Origin of the sequence: Rhodococcus sp. LB1, assembly GCF_001583455.1 — a bacterium.
Lineage (GTDB): Bacteria > Actinomycetota > Actinomycetes > Mycobacteriales > Mycobacteriaceae > Rhodococcus_F > Rhodococcus_F opacus.
Genome location: NZ_LTCZ01000023.1, coordinates 1 through 23,447, shown reverse-complemented (window position 1 = coordinate 23,447; position 23,447 = coordinate 1). Strand labels below are relative to the sequence as shown.

Below are 23,447 nucleotides of genomic sequence, written 5' to 3'. Positions count from 1 at the left end.
GGAGAAGCGCATGTCTTCGGACCCCCCGCACGGCCCGGCCGCCGCCGAGTCCAACCGCCACACCGAGATCGCGCAGGCGGTATACCGCAGCTGGTGGAACGTCGACCGGACCGCTGGGATCGGAAGCGAACTGCTGTACACCGAAGACGGGGTGTGTGTGATGCCGGCGCTGACGATGACCGGCCGGGACGAGATCGTACGCGGGTACGCGGCACGCCAGGCCCACGGGCCGCGGCTGTCGCGTCACCTCGTGTCCAATCTCGTCACCGACCATCACGACGACGCCCGGGTCACCGCCACATACGCCCTGACCCTCTTCGCCCGAAACGGGATTGCGCCCCTGGAGTTGGATTCGCCGTCGGCGATCTGCGACGTCGTCGACGACTTCGTCCGGACCGGCGGCGACTGGCTGATCCGCCGCCGCGTCCTGGAAGCGGTCTTCGTCGCGCAGGACAATGACTCGGTCCTCCTCGGGAGGAAGTGAATGAACGAGTCCACCGGCCACACCTGCGCCCCACCCGTCGTCCTGGTACACGGGTGGGGCAGCACCTACGAGCGAACCTGGGGCGGCTCCGACCTCGAACGGAACCTCGAACAGGACGGCCGCCGGATCATTCGCGTGGACCTGCTCGGGCACGGGACCTCCCGTGCCCCGCACGAGAGCGCCGAGTACGCGCACATGGCCGACGAGCTCGCCGCCCATCTGCCCGCCGATACCGTCGTCGACGGTGTCGGGTTCTCGCTCGGCGGCAAACTTCTGCTCCAGCTCGCCTGTGCACAGCCCCAGCGGTTCCGGCGATTGGTCATCGCCGGCGTCGGGGACAATCTGCTGCGCCCGGAAAACGGCGCAGCGGTGGCGCAGTCCCTGCACGCAGGAATCACCGACGACACCGCGGCCGCGCTGCGCCCGGTACTCGCCGAGGCGCTCGCCTCCGGCAACGACCCACAGGCCCTCGCGGCCGCCATCCAGCGCCCCCCGTCCCTGCTCACCGCAGACCAACTGCATGCGATCGGTGCCGAGATCCTGCTGGCGGTCGGCGACCTCGACGTCATCGCCGGCGCGGCGGATCAGGTCAGCGCGGCGATCCCGCACCTGACCGGCCTCGTTCTCGACGGAGTCGATCACGTCTCGACACCCCACTCGCCACGATTGCAGGCGCAGGCGGCGCAGTTCCTGCAACACCGACGCGCCGCACCGCCCGAGGTGCCCACCGCTATGCGGGCGCACCCCGGATAGCACACACAGTCGCAGTGCCGGGCCACCATCAGGTGGCCCGGCACTGCGCGTCGATCGCCGACCTGCCGGTTAGCCTGGCAGGAACGCGGGAACACACGAAGGTTTCGTGTGAACCGGAACGATAGGATCCTGCTAATGGAAGACATCGAGGGGGCCACGCGTGACGGCTCCGGCACCGGGCCGAGATCCGTCGTGGACCAGGTCGCCGCGCATATTCTGAACATGATCCTCGCCAACGAACTCAAGCCTGGACAACCGGTGGCCATCCAGGAACTCAGTGCGATCCTCGACGTCAGCAATGTCCCGATCCGCGAAGCCCTGCGCCGCCTCGAGGGCCGCGGACTGGTGCAGTTCCGGCGAGGTCGGCGACCGCAGATCGCCCCCATCAACACCGACGACTTCGACGACGTCTACCGGCTGCGCGGCCTGCTGGAAGGGCAGATCGCCGAACGTTCGGCCGAACTCATGACTCCGGATCGGCTCAGACTGCTCGACGAGACCCTCGGCGAACTCGAACGCATCATCACCCGGGGCAACGCCTTCGACGTCTACTCCGTGCACGCCAGATTCCACCTGCTGATGCTCCCCAGTGCGACCGACTGGGATCGCCGACTGCTCGACCAACTGTGGGTGGCATCCGAGCGCTACATCCAGCTGTACGTCGGGGCGCACCCGGACCCGGAGGTGGCGGACAGGATCATTGCCTCCCACCAGGTCCTGGTCGACGCAGCCCGCGGCGGGGATCCCAACACCGTCCGCGACGCCGTCGTCGAGCACGTCGTCTACAGCCACAAGATGATCGCTCCCATCGTGCAGGCGGCCAGCGGTCGCGCCCGCCCAGCCCCCGCCCAGGCCGCGCCCGGCGTCTGACCCCGGTGCGGAGTCAGACGCCGCAGCACTTCGTGGGCGCACGGTGGGCATGAACATCGCCCGGCTCGCTACGGTTGTCCAGCCGTGACTGCCACGCCATCGCGCGCGGGCCCGGACCCATTGGTACGGGTCTCCCGGTGCGAACTGTTGTGCAGATTGGCCGCGGTCAACGTGTTGCGCAGCAACGTCGCGATGGTCATCGGGCCCACCCCACCGGGGACCGGGGTGATGTGACCGGCGATACCGGCCACGGCATCGAAGTCGACATCGCCGCACAGGCCGCCCTCGGTGCGGTGGATTCCGACATCGATCACCGTCGCGCCCGGTTTGATGTGCTCGGCACCGATGAGTTTCGGTACCCCGGCCGCCGCGACGACGATGTCGGCGTCGCGCGTATGACTGGCCAGATCCCGTGTATGCCGGTGGCAGACGGTGACCGTCGCATCGCGGGCCAGCAGCAGCTGGGCCTGCGGACGCCCCACCAGATCGGAGCGGCCCACCACGACCGCGTGCGCTCCCTCGAGGTGGATGCCGGCCGAGTCGAGCAGCTGGATCACACCCGACGGGGTGCACGGACGCAGACCCGGTCTGCCCAGCGCCAGACGTCCGGCATTGGTCTCGGTGAGCCCGTCGACATCCTTGTCCGGATCGATCCGCTCGATCAGCGACGGGGCATCGAGATGTTTGGGCAACGGTAGCTGCAGAAGAATGCCGTCCACTTCGGGATCGAGGTTGAGTTCGTCGATGACGTCCTCGACCTCTGCCTGCGACACCTGCGCGGGCAGAAGCCGATGCCGATCCCGCATCCCGGCCTCCACGCAGAGCTTGCGTTTGTTCGACACGTAGATCGCCGACGCCGGGTCCTCTCCGACGAGGATCGTCGCGAGCCCGGGACGGCGGTCGAGCGCGGCGACCTCTTGGGCGACTCGGCGCCGCAACGTCTGGGCGACGGCCTTGCCGTCGATGATGGTGGCGCTCATCAGGCGAACACCACCGTGGTGTTGTCCTGACGCAGCACGCGGTCCTCGCAGTGCCACAGCACGGCTCGATGCAGCACCGACCGTTCGACGTCGGCGCCGCGCCGCTCCAGGGTCGCCACGTCGTCCCGGTGGCTGACCCGGACCACGTCCTGCTCGATGATCGGGCCCTCGTCGAGGTCCTCGGTGACGTAGTGCGCGGTGGCGCCCACGAGCTTGACCCCCCGATCCTTGGCCTTCTGGTACGGGCCGGCGCCGATGAAGGCGGGCAGGAAGGAATGATGGATATTGATGATCGGGCACCCGACCTTCTCGAGGAAGTCGTTGGTGATGATCTGCATGTAGCGGGCGAGCACGACCAGATCGAAGTTGCCGCGCAGCAACTCGAGCTGCTTGGCCTCGGCCTCGGCCTTGGTATCGCGGGTCACCGGGATGTGCACGAACGGCACACCGAAGGAGCGGACCTCCGCCGCGAGATCGGCGTGGTTGGAGACGACCAGGCCGATCTGGACGGGCAGCTCGCCGCGACGGGCGCGCCAGAGCAGATCCAACAGACAGTGGTCGTACTTCGAGACCATCACCGCGACCCGTTTCGGTGCCGAAGCACTGGTTATCGACCAGTCCGTGACGTCGAACTGATCGGTGATCGAGGCCTCGAACGTCGCCTCCATCTGTTCGAGGTGTGCCTGGAGGTCACGTTTGTGGAACACCATCCGCAGGAAGAAGTGCCCACCTTCCGGGTCGCTCGTCGACTGATCGGACTCGATGATGTTCGCGTCGTGATCGGCGAGGAACCGAGAGATCGCGGCGACGATGCCGGGCTGATCGGCGCAGTGCAGGATCAGACGCCCCAGATCGGTCAGCTCGCCCCCGCCGGACTTGCCCTGAGCCCCAGCGGCGCGCGGTGGAGCGAAGTCCACTGTTGTGGGTGCCAACGTCGACGGTGTGGCAGTCATAATGCCCTCCTGAGCGGGATGAAAGCGGGGGTCGTGAGGTCCGAGGCGATGGGACCGCAGATGGGGTCCGACTCGAGACAGCACCTAGCGTATGGGCGGGGCAGGGTCGATTTCGCCCGGTGATTCCCATGGGATTTGTGCCCCACCGGGGTGGGAATACCCCCGAGCCTGCCGTGTCCGGCCTCTCGGTCGCTAACGTTCACCGCAGATATCCGGTCCGCTCGGTGCAGGGGTACAGCGCTTCGCTGCCGCCGCCCGCCAGGAGATGGGGGACGGGCCGGCAGGAAGGCAGCAATGCACCACATCATGTCTCACCCGCCGCGCCCGACCGAACGCGACCACATCACCGATGCGGTACCCCGATCCGAGGTCCGATTGTCGCGGCTGCCCGCGCCGGCGCGGTGCCTGGTAATGGGCATCGTCAACGTCACCCCGGATTCGTTCTCCGACGGGGGGCTGTGCGCCGCCGCCGATTCCGCGATCACCCGAGGGCTGGCGTTGGTAGCCGAGGGCGCGGACATCGTCGACGTCGGCGGCGAGTCCACCCGGCCGCAGGCACAGCGGGTTCCGGTCGCCGAGGAGCTGCGGCGGGTGCTTCCGGTCGTCCGGGCACTGAGCGCGGCCGGTGTCCTGGTCAGTGTGGACACCATGCGCGCGGAGGTCGCGGCCGCCGCGGTCGCGGCCGGGGCATCGATGGTCAACGACGTCAGCGGCGCACTGGCCGACCCGGCGATGGCCGCGACCGTCGCGGACCTGAATGTGCCGTTCATCGCCATGCACTGGCGCGGACACAGCACCACGATGGCCGAGCGCGCCGTCTACGACGATGTCGTCACCGATGTCGTCACCGAACTCGCCGACCGCCTCGACGCCCTGATCGGTGCCGGGATCCGCGAGGACCACATCGTTCTCGACCCCGGACTCGGATTCGCCAAGACCGGCGCCCACAACTGGGCGCTGCTCGCTCACCTCGACCGGATCCGTGAGCTGGGCCGGCCGGTACTGGTCGGCGCCTCCCGCAAGTCCTTCCTCGGGGCGCTGATGACCGACGTCGAAGCCACCATCCCCCCGCCTGCCGACCGCGACGACCTCACCTGCGCGGTCTCCACGCTCGCCGCCGCAGCCGGCGCCTACTGTGTGCGGGTCCATAACGTGAAATCCACCCGCCGGGCTGTGGCTGTTGTGGCGGCGTGGCAGGGTGCGACCCGATGACCGGCCGGCCCGCTGCTGCCGACGACGTGCTGGAACCGGTTGCTCCCGTGAGGGATCCGGGTGTCCGACCGTGCGCCTGCAACGTCTAGGGCCCGGTGGCCGGCCCGCCGAGGTGCTCCGGGCGCTGCACACCCGGGCCCGGCAGATGCTGCTGCCCGCCCCGGCCGCGCTGGTCGGCCACTGGTTCGGCGCGGCCGCGGTGATCGCCCCGCACCTGCACACCCAGCCGGTCGCACCCCGGGCCGCGTTCGCCTCCGGGCACCCGGACCGCCCGCCCGCTCCCGGTGACCCGCTGATCGGCGGCGGATGGATCGGCTACCTGGGATACCCGGACGGGGTGGGCCGGCTCCCCGCGGCCGCCGGCGGCTGGACCGACTCGGTGCTGCGCCTCGACACCGACGGATGCTGGTGGTACGAAACCCTCACCGACACCCCCTGCCCACCGGATGTGGCCGCCGCCGCCCTCGATCCGCACACCGAACCCGGGCACTGGTCGATGCGGTGGACACCGCCGGACCGCGCCTCCCACCACCACAACGTCGAGGCCTGCAAGGACGCGATCCGCGCCGGCGAGGTGTACCAGAGCTGCATCTGCACCCAGTTCACCGGGCAGCTCACCGGCCGGCCCGCGGACTTCTTCGCCGACGGCATCGACCAGACCCACCCCACCCGGGCGGCCTACCTGCAGGGCGACTGGGGGGCGGTCGCCTCCCTGTCCCCCGAGCTCTACCTGGCCCGCCACGGCACCACCGTCACCTCCAGCCCCATCAAGGGGACCCTGCCGCTCACCGCCGATCCCGCCGCCCTGCGGGTTTCGGCCAAGGACGTCGCCGAGAACGTGATGATCGTCGACCTGGTCCGCAACGACCTCGGCCGCCTCGCCGTCACCGGCACCGTCACCGTCACCGACCTGCTGCGCGTGCGCCCCGCCCCCGGGGTGTGGCATCTGGTGTCCACCGTGCAAGCACAGATACCTTCGGCCACGACCTCGGCCGAGTTGTTCGAGGCGAGTTTCCCGCCCGCATCGGTGACCGGATGCCCGAAAACACGGGCCCGGCAACTGATCTCCGGCTGGGAACCACAACCTCGGGGGGTGTACTGCGGCACCGTCGGGATGAGCAGCCCGCTGGCCGGCCTCGAACTCAACGTCGCCATCCGCACCGTCGAGTTCACCCCCACCGGCGGCGCCGTCCTCGGCGTCGGCGGCGGCATCACCATCGACTCCGACCCCGCCGCGGAATGGCAGGAATGCCTCGACAAGGCCCGCAGCATCATCGACCTCACCCCCACCCGGGCCCCCGCACTCACCCCGCGGCCCTGACCCACCCCACCCCCACCACCGCAAACCCCGTGCAGGAAACACACCCGCACGGCCCTTCCACCTGCCCAAACACCGCAGGGGACCCTCCCCCCCGGGGGTGGTCAGGGGACCCCATGGGATCAAAACCCCCGGGGGTTCGGAGGGCCGAAACTGGGTGTGGTGCGACATACGCTGACGAAGGCCGCCCGATGTGGTCGCGGTCACAATCTTCAGGAGGAAACTCAAATGACGGACCCAGCACCCTTCCGCGCCTTCACGGGAATCGCGCCCGTCGGATATTTTCCGGTCATGGGGCCGCCCGAACACTCGGGATGGATGGACGAGCAGCTGTCGTGGCACACCGATTGCTATGTCGGTGACTGGTCTTTCGTCCCGCAGATCCGCTTCAAGGGACCCGACGCGCTCAAGCTCTTCCGTGACCTGTCGGTCAACGATTTCGTCAACTTCCCGGTCGGTAAGGCCAAGCACGTCATCCAGTGCAACGACGACGGCAAGGTCATCTCCGAGGGCATCTTGCTCCGGCACGCCGAGGACGACTTCGAATATCAGGTCGGCACCCCACAGTGGTCGCTGTACAACGCCCGCAAGGGCGGCTACGACGTCGAGGTCTCGTTCCCGCTCACGCACAAGTTCCAGGTCTCCGGGCCCAAGGCCCTGGCCGTGATCGAAAAGCTCACCGAGACCGGGCTTCGTGATGTGAAGTTCATGAACACCCGTCAGGGTGTCATCAACGACATCGACGTGACCTTCCTTCGTCAGGGCATGGCCGGTGAGATCGGCTTCGAGATTCAGGGGCCCATCGAGAACCACGGAAAGGTCCTCGAAGCCATCCTCGAGGCCGGCAAGGACTTCGGCATCCGCCGGCTCGGTACCCGCACCTTCATGATCAACCACCTCGAGGCCTGTTACCCGACCGGGGCAATGCACTTCTTCAACGCCCTCTCCGACGAGAGCAAGGCCGACTACCACAAGTTCATGGACGAGAACCTCCCCCCGGAATGGGTGGAATCACCGTTCAACGGTCCACTGCGCCATAACTTCTCGACCTCCTTCGACGGCAGCTGGGACGGTGACGACCTCAAGGAGCTCTACCGCAGCCCGATCGAAATGGGCTGGGGCCGCAACATCGCGTTCGATCACGACTTCCCGGGCCGCGAGGCACTCGAGAAGGAAGCCGCCCACCCGCGCCGCCAGGTCGTCACCCTCGAATTCAACAGCGAGGACGTCAAGCGCATTCACGCCTCGCTCTACGCCGACGGTCCTGTCTACCAGCAGTTCGACCTCCCCGAGGTGCAGTTGGTGTGCAACTGGGTCGACTGGATCCTCAAGGACGGCAAGAAGATCGGCCACGCGACGCACCCCGGCTACAGCCGGTGGTTCCGCAAGACCCTCGCGCTGAGTTTCATCGACACCGAGTACGCCGAACCCGGCACCGAGGTCACCGTGTTGTGGGGCAAGCCCGGCACGCCGCAGACCGAAATTCGGGCCACGGTCGCACCGGCCCCCTACAAGAAGGACAGCCGCCGCCGCGACCTGTCCAAGGAGGAACCGGCACTGGCCGTGTAGACCGCAGCATGTCCTCGTGGCTGCGACGCAGCAGACCGGGTCGGTCTGCTGCGTCGCCACCGGCACGTGATCGTGCCACCCGAGCTCGAACCGAGACGCGCGTCGCGGTCAGCAATGCGCTGACGACTGTCATAGGTATCTGTGACCGGCGCACAACGCGCCCGCCGGGACCGCGCAGGTGGGGTCTGGATCAATCGGAGGATCCCACCTGCGTGAGCGCCCCACTCTCGCCCGCAACGCAGCTCAACCAGCTTCTGTGTGCAGGCATCTGAAGGCCGGCCGCCACCGAATCGCCTCTCGGCGCGCCGCGGTGTGGCCGGCCACCGGTGAGGCGAGGACCTCGCCCCAGCCCGAACTGGAGACCTTTGTGAAAATGCGACGCTCATCTGCCGTGTGGGGGGTGATCGGCCTCGTGCTGATCGCACTGGCCGCACTCACCCGCTTCGTCGTCACTCCGTACATGGCCCAGTTGCCGTCGGACACCGATGTCACCGTCACCTACACCGGCACCGCGACACTGCTCAACGCGGATGCCCTGCAGACCGGCGACGTCGCGAACGCCATCGCCAAGGATATTCCGGTCACGATCGACCGACGGGTCCACGTCCTCGACACCAGTGGCAGCACCGCCGTCGTCGCCGACGAGGCGACCATCCAGGCCGGTCCGGCCGTTCTGCCCAGCACCCACACCTACGCCGTCGACCGCACCAGCCTCGAGGCCGTCAGCGGCCCCGACGGCGCACCCGCGGTGGAGCAGGCATCCGGGCTGACCGTCGCCTTCCCCGTCCATCCGGCACCGGAGGACCGCTACACCTATTGGGACCCGCAGTCGCGTACCAGCGCACCGATCACCTATACCGGCCAGGACACCCGGCAAGGCCGAGAGGTACGCGTCTACACGACCACCGTGTCCGGAACACTGAAGGACGACGCAACCCTGGCCACCCTGCCACCGGCGCGGCCGAAGAACCTGCTGGCCAGTCTCGCACCGGCATTGCCCGCCGACGTGATGGCCGCCGTCGGACCCCTCGTCCCGACTCTGCCCGATCCGGTGCCGCTGGCATACACCGCCGACACCACGCTGACCTTCTACGTCGACAACACCAGCGGCGTCGTCCTCGACGCCCGGTTGCAGCAGCAGGTCACCGCGGGAGTCTCGGCAAACGGCAGCGTCACCGACGTCACCCCGGTACTCGCCGTGGACGCCACCGTCACACCCGAGAGCCAGCAAGCAGCCGCCGACACGGCCGCGAGCATCAGCACCGCACTGACCGTGCTCGGTACCGTGGCCCCGATCGTGCTGCTCCTGCTCGGGGTGATCGCACTCGTAGTGGCGTTCGTGCGCCGTCACCCGCCAGCGCAGGCGGCCACCCCGACCCGTGAGACGCACACCGGAGAAGAGTCTGTCGCGATCGATCGATAGACGGACAACAATGTTGTATACACAAGGTGAGACAACCGACCTGCCCGGTGTCTTGGAAGACGCCGCGCGGGAGGTCCAACCCGAGCAGGGAGCCGCATCGTTCGCGGAGAAGGTGGATATGCCAACCCCCGAGCAGTCGACCGACAACCCTGCCCCGCTCCTCGAACGCGGCAGAGAGGTCGAGGCGATCACCCGCGCAGTCCGCAGCGGAACGCGCGGTGACGGCCAGATGCTGCTCATCGAAGGACCCAGCGGAATCGGCAAATCACGGTTGCTGGCCGCAGCGCAGGCAATCGGCGAGGACTTCGGCGCAGAAGTGTTGACCACCTGCGGGGGCGAGCTCGAGCAGGAATTCCCGCTCGGGCTCGCCCTGCGCCTGCTGGAAACCCGGATCGCCCGGGCTTCGCAGGTAGAACTCGAAGCGGTATTCCGCGGACACGCGGCCCTGGTGGAGCCGATGCTCCGACGACCCTTGCATGAGACCGCCACCGCCCTCACCGACGAGTTCGTGCTGCTGCACAGCCTCTACTGGCTCATCGCCAATCTCGCCGAGGAGCGGCCCCTCGTCCTGATCGCCGACGACCTGCAGTGGGGTGACGAGCTGTCGTTGCGATTCCTGCTCTACCTCGCCCAGCGACTCGGCGACCTTCCGGTCATCATCGTCGGTGCGGTGCGCACCGGAGATCCGGCCGCCGAGAACGAACTCGTCGCTCGCATCGCCCTGCAGGCTTCTCACACCCTGCAACCTGCGGAACTGAGCCGCGACGCGGTCAAGGAGTTGCTGCACACACTGCTTCCCGACGCCGACGACAACGACGCTCTGATCGACGAAAGTTGGGCCGCGACCCGCGGGAACCCTTTCCTGCTTCGCGAACTGGCCACAGCGATGGACTCCCGCTCGGCTGTCGGCGCCGCCAACCCCTACGGCGCCGTCCCGGACACCGCACCCGAATCCGTCACCCGCAGTGTCATGCTCCGCATCGCCCGACTCGGCGACGACGCGCTCGCACTGGCACGCGCCGTTGCGGTCCTGGGTACCTCGACATCGCTGGTGACGGCGGCGGAGCTGAGTGGGCTCGACTTCGCCGCTGCCACCGTCGCCGCCGAACGGCTCGCCGCCGCACAGATCTTCGCCGGCGCGGCGAACCTGTCGTTCTACCACCCCATGATTCGTGCCGCGGTCTACCGCAAATTTCCCTCCAACGACCGCGCCCGCTGCCACCTCGAAGCCGCGAAACTGCTGAGGGCGTCCGAGGCGGACATGGACGGAGTTGCCGTGCACCTGATGCGAGGAGCGCCCACCGACTCCGAGTGGGCACGAACAGCCCTGCACTCGGCGGCGAAAAGCGCCGCACGCAAGGGCGCCCCGAGCGCCGCGGCCGGATACCTCCGTCGGGCCTTGACGATGCAGCATGAGGATCCGCGCCAGCACGCGAACCTGCTCATCGATCTCGGCATCATGGAAGCCGCTGCCGGGGAGACCAACTCCCTGGTCCACCTCGAGTCCGCACTCGAACTGATCGACGAACCCGACGAGCAGGCCCGAGCGATGTACGCACTCGGCCAGACCCTGTTCCGATACGGGCGCCCCGCGGAGGCCCTGACCGTCTTCCGCAAGGGAGCCGACACCTTCACCCACACCGACCGCGACCTCGCGCTGCGATTCGAGGCCGGCTACATGGCGTCGGCGGCGTACCTGGTCGACCGCCCCCACGAGGCCCACCAACGGGTCAGCGCACTGGCCACGACCTTCCCGAAACAATCCGACCTCACCTCAGCCGAGCGACTCCTGATCCTGCACCTGGCAGTCTTCCGCGCCATGTCCGAACCCCGCTCCGCCGACCACGCGGAATTGGTTCTCCAGGCACTCGGCGACAGCGTGAAGCTCTGGCGCGAAACCTCCGACGGCATGACCATCAGCCACGCCATCCTCGCCCTGACCTGGTGCGGCCGCGCCCACGACGCCGCCGAAGTCGCCGACAGCGTCCTCACGGACGCCCGGATGCGGGGTGACTCGCTGATCTTCGCCGAAATCTCCCTCGCCCGTTCCATGGCGATGTACTCCCTCGGCCGTGTCAGCGAGGCAATGGTCGATGCCCAGGCAGCGATCATCGGAATGAAACGCGGATGGAACTCGACCGTCCCCGCCCCGCAGGGAATTCTGGCCTACTGCCTGATCGACCGCGGCGAACTCGACCAGGCAGCCGAAGTCCTCCACGACGCCGAGGCGCAACTGCGTAGCCGTGAAACACGCACGCTGAATGTCTGGTTCTACATGGCGCGTGGCCGGTTGCGCCTCCTGCAGAGTGACTTCCACGGCGCATCCGATGACTTCCTGCGCGTCGGGAAGCTCCTCGAGAACAACCGCTTCCACAACCCCGGCTACATGCTCGCCCCCTGGCGCTCCCTCGCCGGCCGCGCCCTGCACGCGGCCGGGAGAACCGAAGCCGCCATCGAGCTGATCGACCGCGACATCGAGCTCGCACGCCAGTTCGGTCTCTGCTCCACCCTGGGCTCGGCCCTGCGTGAGCGAGCATTGGTGGCCTCACCCAACCCCGAGATCGCCCTACTCGAAGAGTCGGTCACCGTCCTCGAATCCGCCGAAAGCTCGCCGCTCGAGCTCGCCCGCACCCTCATCGAATTGGGATCCGCGCAACGCCGGATCGGGAAGAAAGTTCGGTCTCGCGAGACGTTGCGCGAGGCACTCGATCTCGCCCACCGCTCCGGGGCGACGGCAGTCGAACGACAGGCCCATCAGGAACTGCTCGTCAGTGGCGCACGACCCCGCCGACAGGTCATCCACGGTCTCAATGCCCTCACGCCCAGCGAGCAACGTATCGCCGCACTGTTCGCGGACGGACTGACCACTCGGAGCATCGCCGAAACGCTCTACCTGACGATGAGCACTGTCGAATGGCACCGGCGCAACATCTACCGGAAACTCGACATCGACTCGCGGGACGCGCTGCGTGCGGCGCTCGACAGCGACGGCGAACATCCCACCGGTACACCGGCCTGAACCACACCCCCGAACGCATCAAGCGCAGGGACGTATCCGCCCTCCTGCGTACGGCATCCGATAGTGAGGAACCTCCGCGTGCTCCTACTGGCCATCCACGCCGTCACCGCCCTCGCGGGCCCGCTCACATACAGCCGGTCTTCGGCATTCATCCAGCACCTCGTACGGCAGATCGCGCTCGCCCGAATCCAGCAACGCTGGATCACTGTGAGCGGAACAGGCTTCTCTGCCGACTCGCAGGGCCAGCACATGGTGCACCAGCGCGAGTACCCCCAACCGCACCACGCACTCCCGCGGACGGAGGGCCTTCGCTGACCATTCGACGATGGCGAGGGATCGTCCTGACCACGTTTCGTCGACAAGCGACATGGGCCCCAGGTCGGGATCGCGAATCGGGGATGCGGTCGGACGCCTGAACGCCCTGATCAGAGATGTGCAGCCCGGATGTCGGCTCTGCCCAACGCCCCAGTCTCCGGATTCCGACGTCGACACGTGCTTCCCGGCGACTATACGGCTGCCTGAATCTAGAATGAGACAGTCACATCTCGAGGAGATCCGATGGGCAAATGGCGCATGGTGCGGGCGCGGCGTATCGGCGAACCGGTCACGGCGCTGTGAGGCTTGCCCATGACGGACGACACCACAGGCAACACGCAACGACAGGTCGATGCCGACGTTGTCGCGGAGTTGGCGGCTGAAGGTTTCGAGGACGCGTGCATCGCTGGCCGCGGCGGTTTCGGCATCGTGTACCGATGCCGGCAGCCGACGCTCGACCGGGTAGTTGCCGTCAAAGTTCTGAGTCCGGATCCGGATCACATGGATCGTGCGCGTTTTTTGCGCGAGCAGCAGGCGATGGGGCGGTTGTCCGGGCACCCGAACATCGTCCATGTGCTGCAAGCGGGAATCACCTACACCGGTCGCCCCTATATTGTGATGCCGTTTCATCGCCGCGATTCCCTCGACTCCTGGATCACCAACCACGGTGCCTTGACGGCCGCCGAGGCACTGGCCGTCGGTGTCAAACTCGCCGGTGCTCTGGAGACCGCGCACCGCGCGGGAGTGCTGCATCGCGACATCAAACCGGGCAACATCCTGTTGACCGAGTACGGCGAGCCGCAGTTGACCGACTTCGGCATCGCCCGTATCACCGGAGGCGAGGAGACCACCCGGGGTCTGGTGGCCGGGTCCCCCGCGTACACCGCCCCGGAACTGCTCAGCGGCGCCGACGCGTCGGTGGTCACGGATGTCTACGGCCTCGGGGCGACACTGTTCACCGCACTGGCGGGCCGACCGGCGTTTGCCCGTCGCCAGGGGGAGCAGGTCTTCGCCCAGCTGATGCGCATCGGCACGGAGCCGCTGCCCGATCTACGAGACGTGAAAGTTCCGGAGGCGGTGTGCGAGGTGATCGAGTCGGCCATGGCCCGGGACCCAGCGGAGCGCCCCACCACGGCTGCAGACCTGGGCGCCGCGCTGCGACGGGCGGGCGAACACATCGGTCTCGCACTGGCGGACATCCCACTCCCGATCGTCGGTGACGACGACCGCCCCTTCCGACCCACGGACGAGGTCAAGGTCGGCGTGTCGGAATATCTTCGATACCGACGCGGCAACGGGACCCGGCTCGATCACCCCGCCCCACCGAGTGCGTCCACCAAGTACCGCCCACCGGTCACACCGGGTACGGCGGTGGCGCGCACGCACCTGCTCGAACGCCTGCGCCGCAGCGGTCGCCGGCGCCTGGTGCTGATTCACGCACCCGCGGGATTCGGCAAAAGCACCCTCGCCGCCCAACGCCTCGCGGCCCTGCGCGAGGAAGAGGTGGCCACTGCGTGGCTGACCATCGACAACGACGACAACACCCTCATCTGGTTCCTCACCCACCTGATCGAATCCATCGCCGTCGCACAACCAGCCTTCGGCCGAGAGCTGGTTCGTGAACTCGAACTCCACGGCGCCGGCCGCGAAAGGTACGTTCTGACCTCGTTGATCGACAAGCTTCATTCCTCTGACCACCACGTCGCCCTGGTTATCGACGACTGGCACCGGGTGAGCAACAAGGACACACGGTCGGCACTGGCGTTCCTCCTCGAGCACGGCTGCCACCACCTGCACCTGATCGTCACCAGCCGAACCCGCCTCGGCCTCCCGCTGAGCAGAATGAGCGTGCACAACGAGTTTGTTGAAATAGATTCCGCAGCACTGCGTTTCGACATACTCGAGTCGACGCAGCTGCTGCTCGACCGCACCGGCTTCGTCCTGGACGAACCTGACATCGTCGAGCTCGAACAGTCGACCGACGGATGGGCGGCGGCACTGCAACTGGTCTCGCTGGCATTACGCGACCACCCGAACCCGCGGAGGCTGATCGAGCATCTGTCCGGAGGGAACCGGGCCATCGGCGAGTATCTGGCCGAGAACGTCCTCGGCACTCTCGATCGACGCACCCTCGATCTCCTCCTCGCAACGTCGATCACCGAAAAGATATGCGGCAGTTTGGCACGCGCGCTCACCAGTGGCCAGGAAGGCCAAGCGGCGCTCGAGGACATCGAGTCACGCGATCTGTTCCTGCGACGGCTCGACGAGGAGGGGGAGTGGTTCCGCTACCACCATCTGTTCGCCGAGTTCCTTCAACACCGCCTCGAGCGTGACGACCCCGACCGAATCGTCGAGCTCCATCGGCGAGCCGGCCAGTGGCTCGCGGACCGGCACCTTCTCAGCCAGGCGGTCGACCACTACCTCTTCGCCGGTGCCGAGAACGACGCCGTCACGCTCGTCGAGAACGCCGCAATGGACCTGCTCGAGCAGTCGCAGATGGGCACGCTTCTCGGCCTCGCCGCGAAACTGCCGGCGAGCGGGACTGCCGGCCGGGCCCGCCTGCAGATCGCGCTCGCGTGGGCGCACGCGCTGCTGCATCACCCGCGCGACGCCGAACAGCTCCTCTCCGTCGCGGAGGCCGCCCTGACCAGCGGCGGCGCCGACAGCATGGTTGAAGATATGCGCGTGGAGGCGACCTTCATTCGAGCCGCGGTCACCGTGTTCGACGACAAGATCGACGGGCTCGACGAGGCCGTCGAACAGTGCATGGCTCGGGCGGACACACTGCGACCATGGATATTGTGCGGAGCCGCGGACGTCGCGTCCTTCCGCGCCATCTACCGGTTCGATTTCGACGACGCCCGTCGATGGCAGAAGTGGGCGGTGCCCTTCCATCAACGTTCCACCGGGCCCTTCAGCGTGATATACGGATACTGCATGGCCGGGATCGCCGCCCGGGAACAACTCGATCTGCCGGCGGCGGAGGCGAGTTTCCGGCACGCCATGGCACTGGCCTCCGACGCCGAAGCGGGTCTCGGCTACGGCGCCCGGCTCACCGCAGCTCTGCTCGGCGACCTGCTGTACGAACAAGGTCACCTCACCGAGGCGGACCAACTCCTCGACCGCAGTCACACCCTGGGCGCCGAGGGAGGCACCGTCGACTTCATGGTCGCCACCTACGGCACGGGTGCCCGACTGAAAATTCTGCTCGGGCAGACGGATGCGGCGAAGGCGCGTCTCGATGAGGGTGCCCGGCTGGCGCAGCAGCTGGTGTTGCCCCGGTTGGCAGCGCGAATCGCCAATGAGCGAGTTCGAGCCGGAATCGGACACGCGGCCTCCGGAACCCCGGCTGTCGACCTCGAGAGCCGACAACCGGCCGACCGGAACAACGGAATCGCCGTCGTCATCTTCGAAATGGAGGAGGACTCGGCGATCCGGGCAGCACTGACCGCACACGATCAGGACCTCGGGTCCGTCTACACAAGGGCACACGCCCTCGGCGAGTCGATCGATCGACGGGTCCGAGCGCGGGCATCCCTCAACGCTGCCTTGCTGCAGGTGGAAGTGTTGGCCACCCTGGGACACGAGGATGCCGCGCTGACAGAGCTGTTGCCGCTCGCGGAGCAGTGCGCTGAACTCGGACTGGTACGACCGGTGCTGGACGCCGGACCTGAGGTAGCCCGACTGGCAGGGAATCTTCGGGCACATCTTCAGTTGCACGCAGACGTTGCCGTCTCCACCACCTTGGATGAATACCTCACTCAATTGGAGAAGCAACCGACCTGACCAGTTTCAGCCCAGAGGTCGGTGCAATGTCGCTCGACGCTATGTGCTCCGACTTCGAGGCGAACTTCTGACTACGGCACCATCATGCGTGGACTCACATGTTGTCGGTCGATCCCGAACTCGGCTACTTTCACGGCGTTGGTGGCCACGGCGACGAAGTGCAGGGCCACGCCTCCTCACCGAGCGCGGTAGTCACGTCCGCCAGGGCGGAGGCATTGGTTCAGACCGTGGAGAACATTATCGTCGTGTTCAGCTTGGCTCTTCGAGGCCGGCGTAGATCTCGATGAATGCGACACCGAGCTTGGGCTGTTGTGGGTCGACACGACAGGTTCGCCTAAACCGTGCTGGCCGGTCGTAGCAATTGGCTGTCAGCCCTATGTTCGGCCCAAGTTTCGGGCTTGCGGACCTACACCGCTAGCGGTGGCGGGTGACACAGTCGCTGCACTATGTGATCCAGCCCACCAGTTCGGGTTGCATTGGGACCAAGAAATCAATTGCCGAGGAGGCCCTTGTGGCTCTACGTCGCTCGTCCAAGATCTTGATCATATTGGGGGTGGGGTTTTTAATCCTTGCCGCCGTGATTCGTTTCCTTGTGGTACCGGCGATGGCCAAGTTGCCCGGCAGCGTCGATGTGACTGCCCGGTACGAGGGCACTGGCACACTGCTGAATGCGGCTGCGTTGCAGGCGGGAGATTTCGGCAACGTGATCGCCTCGGATGTGCCGGTGTCGGTGGACCGGCACATCTACGTCTCCGAAACCGCTGGTGACAACGCGGTCGCCCACGACGACATTACGGTGTCCGCGCCCGGGGGAGTGTCGCTACCGAGCAACCACACCTATGTTCTGGATCGGCGGACGATGGACGCCGGTGGCACTGTGTCCGGGACCGAAGCGGAGCAGCACGCGGGCCTGACAATCGGTCTTCCCTTGTATCCCGATGCTGCTGAGGAATTTTCGTTGTACGATTCCGCGACGAAGACGACGGTTCCGCTGACCTATGTCGATTCCGGCACGGTGTCCGGGCGGGAGGTGTTGAACTACACGGCGCAGGCGCAGGGGTCGTTGCAGGATCCGGCGATCCTCGCCGCCTTGCCGCCGGCGCTTCCGAAGTCGCAGCTGGCCGGGCTGGCGCCGCTGTTGCCCGCCGATCTACAGGCCAAACTCGGGCCGGCACTCGCGACGGTGCCCGATCCGGTTCCGTTCAACTACACCGCCGTGTCGAAGGTGTCGCTGTCGGCGGACCAGACGCTGGGCACGCCGATCGACGGGGCATTGAATCAACAGGTAATCGCGAACGTGGAGGTCGACGGCCAGAACGTGAGCCTGATCCCGGTGCTCGCGTTGGACACGAAACTGACCGAGCAGTCCGTCGCCGATGCCGCATCCGCCGCCGCATCGCAGTCCCGAATGCTGTTTTTGCTCAGCGTGGTGACGCCGATCGTCCTCGCGGCACTCGGTGTGGTGCTCATCGCCGTCGCCCTGATGCGGCGCCGTGCGAGTACACCGGCATCGGCGCAGGAGATCCCGGCGGAAGAATCCCGGGTCTAGCTCGGTGGATGACGGGTGCGGGGTGGCCACCTTTTAGGCGGCCTCCCCGCACTTAATCGTTCGGCATGGAAAGTTGAAACCAGCTTATGACTAATTCAATGCAGAGTCCGTCGGCACTTGATCGGGGATTGCACCGAGGAACTTGGACGCACCGAGTGCGACGGATAGCGGTGCAATCTGTCAGACGGCCGGCTTCGCGCACCGCTGCCCAATTCCGGAAGTCCACGAGCATCGATCTGCGTGTCGCGAGCAACTCTGCGACCTGGGCGTAAAGACGCCGGATGACCACCGACACACAGCAGGGGTGGGCGGCGAACGCAATCGCCGTGCATAACTTTGGTCTGCCGAGCCAAGCGCTTGTGTGGCGCTTCACACAGGATTATCCCAGGTGCCGTTACACGGGCAGCACGACTGGCGGATTCCCGGCAGGGGCGACTTGCTCGGCCGATCAGCAGTATTGCCATATTTCGTTGAAAGGTTTTGAACCCATGATCCAGGTACAGACGCTTCCCCATCGGGTGATTCGATGACCCTCACGAACGAGACCACAACGACGCAGGCGCCGGCGCGTCAGGCCGACCGGCTGTACCACGACACTCAGTCGAGTACCGAAACGAGCGAGATCCGCACCCGGGCCCGGGAATTCGCGACCAAGTACGTCGCCCCCGCCGCCGCCCGGATCGCCGCCGGCGACGAGGTCGACGACGGGTTCCCCTTCGACGTGTTCGGCTCCATGGCGAACCAGAAGATCTTCGAGATCCCGTTCCCCGCCGACGTGCACGGCGCCGGACTGGCCCGGCCCGCGTCGGCGACCGCGGCGGTCGTCGAAGAACTGGCCTATTACTCCAACAGCGTCGCCGCGATCTTCGACGTGCACTGCATCCTCTCCGGCAACGCCCTCAACCAGGGCTCACCCGAACAACGCGGCCGCTGGCTCACCCCACTGGTGCGCGGAGAGATCATCGGCGCATTCGCCACCAGTGAGCCCGGCGCCTCCAGTGACCTGTCCCCGCAGGCGGTGCAGACCGTAGCCACCAGGACCCCCGGCGGGTGGCGTCTGGATGGGCGCAAACGGTGGATCACCAACTCCCCGGTCGCCGACGTCATCGTCATCCTCGCCCGCACCGGCGAGCGGCTGTCCCTGTTCATCGTCCCCACCACCACCCCCGGCGTCACCGTCGGCCGGGCGGACCGCAAACTCGGGAACAAGGGGCAGCTCACCGCCGACGTCATCCTCGATGGCGTCGAACTGCCCGAGGACGCGATCCTCGGCACCGAAGGCGGCGGGCTGAAGATCGCCCTGTCCACCCTGACCTACGGTCGGATCGGGATCGCGGCCGCCGGAGTCGGAATGGCGCAGGCCGCATTCGATCACATGGCCGACCGGCTTTCAACCCGGGAGGCATTCGGCCGCAAGCTCGGTTCGATGCAGCACTGGCAGTTCCTGATGGCCGATCACGCGCTCGCCCTCGAATCCGCCCGCAGCCTCTACATCAAGGCCGCGATCCGCCTCGACGAAGGTAACCCGTTCCCCGAACCGGAAGCGGCGATGGCCAAACTGGCCGGCACCGAACTGTCCGTCACGATCGCCCGCGACGCCGTCCAGGTGTTCGGCGGCCTCGGGTTCACCCGTGAACTCGGCGCCGACGGCACCCCCGGCCCGGTCGAGGCGATCTATCGCGACAGCAAGATCGGCGAAATTTACGAGGGCGCCAACGAGGTCCAGAAATGGATCATCGCCCGCCAACTCCTCGGCCGCGACATCACCGGCTGAGATCGACATCGAACAAGGAAGCACACAATGACCACCACGGAACACGATGTCCAGGCCTCGTTCAAGGAGGTCATGGCCAGCGTCGCGACACCAGTCTCCATCGTCACCGCCATCGCCGGTGGCATGCCCTACGGCACCACCGTCAGCGCGTTCGCGTCATTGTCGATGAACCCGCCGATGGTGCTGGTCTCCCTCGACCGCGGATCCGAGACGTTGGAACTGATCCGCGAATCCGGCCGCTTCGGACTCAACATTCTCGGCGCCCACCAGGCCGCAACCGCCCTGTCGTTCGCGAAGAAGGGCGGGGTCGGCAAGTTCCACGGCACCCGCTGGGACCTCGACCACGACCTACCGCGAATCCCCGGTGCCCCGGGATGGATCGCCTGCACCGTCGCCGACCTCGTGGACGGCGGTGACCACGTCATCGCTCTCGGCACCGTCGACGCCGCCGAACTCACCGACGGCAGCCCGCTCGTCTACCACGGACGGCTGTTCGGAACCCACCAGCCGCACAACTCATAGACCGGCGCGTCCAGCCCTCGACTTCGGAGAGCTTTCATGATCGACGTCGCACCCTTCGACCGCGATCCGCCGCCAGTTCTTCGGCGGGAACTACGGTCGCGCTCTGCTCGGAATCGGGATCAGCTCGCTCCTCCTGACCTGACCATTTCGGCCCAACCAGGAAAAGGATCTGATCATGACGGTGATGTATGAGGCGGAAACTATGTTCGCCCAGCTGATCAACCTCACCCCGACCTGCGCCGAACGCGGCCGCCATGCACGAATCAGCGCGGCCACCGCCGCTCTGGCCGCGGGACGCGGGGTTGTCCTCTGCGACGACATCGACCGGCCATGTCGTGGCGAGATTGTGTCCGCCGCCGACAGCGCCACGGCGCAGACGATCGCCTTCACGGTGCGCCACACCTCAGGGTTCCTCCAGGTCGCCCTTCCTGCCGAGCGGTGCGCCGCCCTCGGATTGACCGCACAGTGCGGCGCCGACGACCCCACCGACCCGCAGTGTGTCAGCGTGGACGCCGCAGACGGGGTCGGTACCGGAATCTCGGCCGCCGACCGCACCACCACGGCACGAAGGCTGGCGGACATCGACTCCACCGCTGACGCCTTCACTCGGCCGGGCCACCTCGTCCCTGTGCGCGTCGACACCGACCGATACCCTCTCGGATTCGCCGATACCGCATTGCATTTGGTCACCGCAAGTGGTCATCGTCCCGCAGCGGTGTTTGCCACCGTCGTCGGAACTGCAAACCCCACGGACCTGGCCACCGGACCCGACCTGACACGGTTCGCGAAGCGTCACGGCCTGCCCCTGATTGCAGTCGGTGACATCGCGCTCGGCGCCTCACCGGCCACCGCCTTCGATTCGCATTTCGAACTGCCCGCCGGTCCCGCCCGGATGGCCGTGATCGATGATGACCAGGGACGCTGGACGTGCCTGTTCATCGGCGAGATGGATGGGGCGAGCGACGTGCCCCTCTGGGGGGTGCCGACCGAACACCTCTTCGCGGAAGTAGGTGCACGCTCCCGATTTCCACACATTCTGGTCGCGGCCACCTGCCACGACAGCACAGAATCTCGTGACCACCGCAATGCCCTGATCGACCGGATCGGAACCAGCCACAGCACACTGCGCCGACTGCTACAGGCAACCGGTCTCGAGTCGGTCCGCGTCGACGTCGACATGGTGCCCTGGGCAGACCACCTCTGAGGTACCAGGTATCAACAACTGCCGGCTCCCGGACCATCACGGTCCCCGGAGCCGGCCACTGTCGTGCTTCGCTGGAAGGCTGGCGCCGATCACGCCCAGCGGGGTCAATATTCCAACACGGCAAGCGGACGCCCATCAGTGACGCGGTTGGGGTGGGTGTAGATGTTCATCGTGGTGCCACGGAGGAACCCGATGAGGGTCAGTCCGGTGTCGTGGGCGAGGTCGATCGCCAGCGACGACGGGGCGGAGACGGCGGCGAGGATCGGGATGCCGGCCATCACCGCCTTCTGCGCGAGTTCGAACGACGCCCGGCCGGACACGAGCAGCACCGTGCCCCGCAGGGGGACGCGGTACTGTTCGGTGGCCCAGCCGATCAGCTTGTCGACGGCATTGTGCCGCCCCACGTCCTCCTTGATCGCGAGGAGTTGTCCGGCGGCGGTGAACAACCCGGCCGCGTGCAACCCGCCGGTTGTCTCGAACACCTTTTGCGCGGCCCGCAACCGGTCGGGGAGTTCCGCGATCGTCGCGGCCGGCACCCGCACCGTGTCGGTGGCCGGGGAATGCTTCGTGCGTTGCCGGATCGCGTCCAGCGACGCCTTCCCGCACACCCCGCAGGAGGAGGTGGTGTAGAAGTTGCGTTCGATGCCGGTGTCGGGCAGGAACACCCCAGGCGCGAGATCGACGTCGAGGACGTTGTAGGTGTTGACACCGTTGTCGTCGACGCTGTTGCAGTAGCGGATCGACGCGATGTCCGCGCGGTCGCCGATGATGCCCTCGGTCAGCAGAAACCCCTGCGCCAGTTCGACATCGGAACCGGGGGTGCGCATGGTGACCGCCAGCGGCGTCCCGTTCACCCGGATCTCGAGCGGCTCCTCCACCACCACCGTGTCCGGTCGGGTCGACTGCCGGGTGTCGGTGATCCGGGTGACCGGGGTCCGGGTGGTCACACGCCCCATCAGGGCCGCCGTTCGAGGCGGATGGTGATCGCCTTCGACACCGGGGTGTTCGACTTGACCGCCACGTGATCGAGCGGGATCAGCGGATTCGTCTCCGGGTAGTAGGCGGCCACGTTCCCGACCGGCGTCGGGTAGGGCACCAGGCGGAAATCGTCGGCGCGCCGCTCCTGCACCGTCCCGTCCCGGGTGGTCCACTCGGAGACCAGATCCACCCGATCCCCCGCGGCGTACCCGAACGATTCGAGGTCCTGCGTGCTGATGAACAGCACCCGCCGGCCGCCCTTCACTCCGCGGTAGCGGTCGTCGAGACCGTAGATGGTGGTGTTGTACTGATCGTGCGACCGCATCGTCTGCAAGATCAGCTTTCCCTCCGGCACGGGCAGCCAGGACAGTGCGCTGACCGTGAAGTTCGCCTTCCCCGTGCCGGTGACGAACCGGCGTTCGTCCCGCGGCGGGTGCGGCAGCGCGAACCCGTCCGGCCGGCGGACCTTGCGGTTGAAGTCCTCGAACCCGGGGATCACCCGTGCGATGGAATCGCGGATGCGGTCGTAGTCGGCGGTGAACTCCTGCCACGGCACCGAATGGTCCGGCCCGAACAGTGCCTGCGCGATCCCGCACACGATCGCCACCTCGCTGCGCAACTGGTCGCTTGCCGGCGGCAGGTTCCCCCGCGAGAGGTGCACCATCGACATCGAATCCTCCACCGACACCTTCTGCTTCCCGCCGGACTGCACGTCGCGGTCGGTGCGGCCCAACGAGG

The 23,447-nt window shown here is 67.0% G+C and carries 18 protein-coding genes and 1 pseudogene; 15 read left to right on the top strand and 4 right to left on the bottom strand.

Annotation, left to right across the window (positions count from 1 at the left end; translation table 11 throughout):
- The first annotated feature begins 10 nt into the window (after positions 1-10).
- The 3 genes from AZG88_RS04820 to AZG88_RS04810 all read left to right on the top strand — a co-directional run bounded on the left by AZG88_RS04820 (position 11) and on the right by AZG88_RS04810 (position 2,107).
- Positions 11-484: a nuclear transport factor 2 family protein gene (locus AZG88_RS04820; protein ID WP_061697085.1), complete on the top strand. Its 474-nt coding sequence runs from the start codon at positions 11-13 to the stop codon at positions 482-484.
- Positions 485-1,237 (top strand): alpha/beta fold hydrolase, encoded by a 753-nt coding sequence (locus AZG88_RS04815; RefSeq protein WP_061697084.1) that lies wholly within the window; start codon positions 485-487, stop codon positions 1,235-1,237.
- 135 nt (positions 1,238-1,372) lie between these two features.
- Positions 1,373-2,107: a GntR family transcriptional regulator gene (locus tag AZG88_RS04810; protein ID WP_061697083.1), complete on the top strand. Its 735-nt coding sequence runs from the start codon at positions 1,373-1,375 to the stop codon at positions 2,105-2,107.
- Positions 2,108-2,175: 68 nt separating this feature from the next.
- Here the strand turns inward: AZG88_RS04810 and folD are convergent, their stop codons facing one another.
- Together folD and purU are read right to left on the bottom strand one after the other, a co-directional pair.
- Positions 2,176-3,087: a bifunctional methylenetetrahydrofolate dehydrogenase/methenyltetrahydrofolate cyclohydrolase FolD gene (gene folD / locus AZG88_RS04805; RefSeq protein ID WP_082833233.1), complete on the bottom strand. Its 912-nt coding sequence runs from the start codon at positions 3,085-3,087 to the stop codon at positions 2,176-2,178.
- Positions 3,087-4,040: a formyltetrahydrofolate deformylase gene (gene purU / locus AZG88_RS04800; RefSeq protein ID WP_082833232.1), complete on the bottom strand. Its 954-nt coding sequence runs from the start codon at positions 4,038-4,040 to the stop codon at positions 3,087-3,089. The genes folD and purU overlap by 1 nt, the downstream gene beginning before the upstream one ends.
- Before the next feature lie 411 nt (positions 4,041-4,451).
- On the opposite strand from purU, the gene folP reads away from it, so the two are divergent.
- The 12 genes from folP to AZG88_RS04745 all read left to right on the top strand — a co-directional run bounded on the left by folP (position 4,452) and on the right by AZG88_RS04745 (position 21,731).
- On the top strand, positions 4,452-5,252 hold the full coding sequence (folP, locus tag AZG88_RS04795) for a dihydropteroate synthase (RefSeq protein WP_231913820.1): 801 nt from the start codon (positions 4,452-4,454) through the stop codon (positions 5,250-5,252).
- A gap of 70 nt (positions 5,253-5,322) precedes the next feature.
- A complete protein-coding gene (locus AZG88_RS04790; protein WP_061697082.1) occupies positions 5,323-6,573 on the top strand; it encodes an aminodeoxychorismate synthase component I in 1,251 nt (416 codons plus the stop codon).
- 225 nt (positions 6,574-6,798) lie between these two features.
- The gene (locus tag AZG88_RS04785; protein WP_061697081.1) at positions 6,799-8,139 is read left to right on the top strand and encodes a glycine cleavage T C-terminal barrel domain-containing protein; all 1,341 of its coding nucleotides are present in this window, start codon (positions 6,799-6,801) and stop codon (positions 8,137-8,139) included.
- A gap of 373 nt (positions 8,140-8,512) precedes the next feature.
- Positions 8,513-9,562 carry a porin PorA family protein gene (locus AZG88_RS04780; RefSeq protein WP_063886777.1) on the top strand — a complete coding sequence of 350 codons (1,050 nt, stop codon included), beginning with the start codon at positions 8,513-8,515 and terminating at the stop codon, positions 9,560-9,562.
- A 10-nt stretch (positions 9,563-9,572) separates the two neighbouring features.
- Positions 9,573-12,581, top strand: a complete 3,009-nt coding sequence (locus AZG88_RS04775; RefSeq protein WP_061697079.1) for a helix-turn-helix transcriptional regulator — start codon at positions 9,573-9,575, stop codon at positions 12,579-12,581.
- 78 nt (positions 12,582-12,659) lie between these two features.
- The gene (locus AZG88_RS04770; protein ID WP_061697078.1) at positions 12,660-12,896 is read left to right on the top strand and encodes a hypothetical protein; all 237 of its coding nucleotides are present in this window, start codon (positions 12,660-12,662) and stop codon (positions 12,894-12,896) included.
- Positions 12,897-13,208: 312 nt separating this feature from the next.
- Positions 13,209-16,682, top strand: coding sequence for a serine/threonine-protein kinase (locus AZG88_RS04765; RefSeq protein ID WP_082833231.1), 3,474 nt, complete (start codon positions 13,209-13,211; stop codon positions 16,680-16,682).
- A gap of 427 nt (positions 16,683-17,109) precedes the next feature.
- A complete protein-coding gene (locus AZG88_RS04760; protein ID WP_231913819.1) occupies positions 17,110-18,231 on the top strand; it encodes a porin PorA family protein in 1,122 nt (373 codons plus the stop codon).
- A gap of 281 nt (positions 18,232-18,512) precedes the next feature.
- On the top strand, positions 18,513-18,761 hold the full coding sequence (locus AZG88_RS51500) for a hypothetical protein (RefSeq protein ID WP_156517424.1): 249 nt from the start codon (positions 18,513-18,515) through the stop codon (positions 18,759-18,761).
- Positions 18,758-20,005 carry an acyl-CoA dehydrogenase family protein gene (locus tag AZG88_RS04755; RefSeq protein ID WP_061697077.1) on the top strand — a complete coding sequence of 416 codons (1,248 nt, stop codon included), beginning with the start codon at positions 18,758-18,760 and terminating at the stop codon, positions 20,003-20,005. The genes AZG88_RS51500 and AZG88_RS04755 overlap by 4 nt, the downstream gene beginning before the upstream one ends.
- Before the next feature lie 27 nt (positions 20,006-20,032).
- The gene (locus AZG88_RS04750) at positions 20,033-20,527 is read left to right on the top strand and encodes a flavin reductase family protein (protein ID WP_061697076.1); all 495 of its coding nucleotides are present in this window, start codon (positions 20,033-20,035) and stop codon (positions 20,525-20,527) included.
- A 175-nt stretch (positions 20,528-20,702) separates the two neighbouring features.
- On the top strand, positions 20,703-21,731 hold the full coding sequence (locus AZG88_RS04745; protein ID WP_061697075.1) for a 3,4-dihydroxy-2-butanone-4-phosphate synthase: 1,029 nt from the start codon (positions 20,703-20,705) through the stop codon (positions 21,729-21,731).
- 104 nt (positions 21,732-21,835) lie between these two features.
- Here AZG88_RS04745 and fdhD read toward each other — a convergent pair whose 3' ends face one another.
- Both fdhD and AZG88_RS04735 read right to left on the bottom strand, forming a co-directional pair.
- Entirely contained in the window at positions 21,836-22,687 is an 852-nt protein-coding gene (gene fdhD, locus AZG88_RS04740) for a formate dehydrogenase accessory sulfurtransferase FdhD (protein WP_061697074.1), read from the bottom strand.
- Positions 22,687-23,447: pseudogene (locus AZG88_RS04735) on the bottom strand (hypothetical protein); the annotation flags it as partial. The pseudogene AZG88_RS04735 and the gene fdhD, both read right to left, overlap by 1 nt.

Bases quoted from the DNA above. Each gene is read 5' to 3' on its own strand.
- purU (WP_082833232.1), bottom strand. From the start codon at position 4,040: ATGACTGCCACACCGTCGACGTTGGCACCCACAACAGTGGACTTCGCT.
- AZG88_RS04780 (WP_063886777.1), top strand. From the start codon at position 8,513: ATGCGACGCTCATCTGCCGTGTGGGGGGTGATCGGCCTCGTGCTGATC.
- AZG88_RS04765 (WP_082833231.1), top strand. From the start codon at position 13,209: ATGACGGACGACACCACAGGCAACACGCAACGACAGGTCGATGCCGAC.
- AZG88_RS04750 (WP_061697076.1), top strand. From the start codon at position 20,033: ATGACCACCACGGAACACGATGTCCAGGCCTCGTTCAAGGAGGTCATG.
- folD (WP_082833233.1), bottom strand. From the start codon at position 3,087: ATGAGCGCCACCATCATCGACGGCAAGGCCGTCGCCCAGACGTTGCGG.
- AZG88_RS04745 (WP_061697075.1), top strand. From the start codon at position 20,703: ATGACGGTGATGTATGAGGCGGAAACTATGTTCGCCCAGCTGATCAAC.
- AZG88_RS51500 (WP_156517424.1), top strand. From the start codon at position 18,513: ATGACCACCGACACACAGCAGGGGTGGGCGGCGAACGCAATCGCCGTG.
- folP (WP_231913820.1), top strand. From the start codon at position 4,452: ATGGGCATCGTCAACGTCACCCCGGATTCGTTCTCCGACGGGGGGCTG.
- AZG88_RS04820 (WP_061697085.1), top strand. From the start codon at position 11: ATGTCTTCGGACCCCCCGCACGGCCCGGCCGCCGCCGAGTCCAACCGC.
- AZG88_RS04755 (WP_061697077.1), top strand. From the start codon at position 18,758: ATGACCCTCACGAACGAGACCACAACGACGCAGGCGCCGGCGCGTCAG.
- fdhD (WP_061697074.1), bottom strand. From the start codon at position 22,687: ATGGGGCGTGTGACCACCCGGACCCCGGTCACCCGGATCACCGACACC.
- AZG88_RS04810 (WP_061697083.1), top strand. From the start codon at position 1,373: ATGGAAGACATCGAGGGGGCCACGCGTGACGGCTCCGGCACCGGGCCG.
- AZG88_RS04775 (WP_061697079.1), top strand. From the start codon at position 9,573: ATGTTGTATACACAAGGTGAGACAACCGACCTGCCCGGTGTCTTGGAA.
- AZG88_RS04815 (WP_061697084.1), top strand. From the start codon at position 485: ATGAACGAGTCCACCGGCCACACCTGCGCCCCACCCGTCGTCCTGGTA.
- AZG88_RS04785 (WP_061697081.1), top strand. From the start codon at position 6,799: ATGACGGACCCAGCACCCTTCCGCGCCTTCACGGGAATCGCGCCCGTC.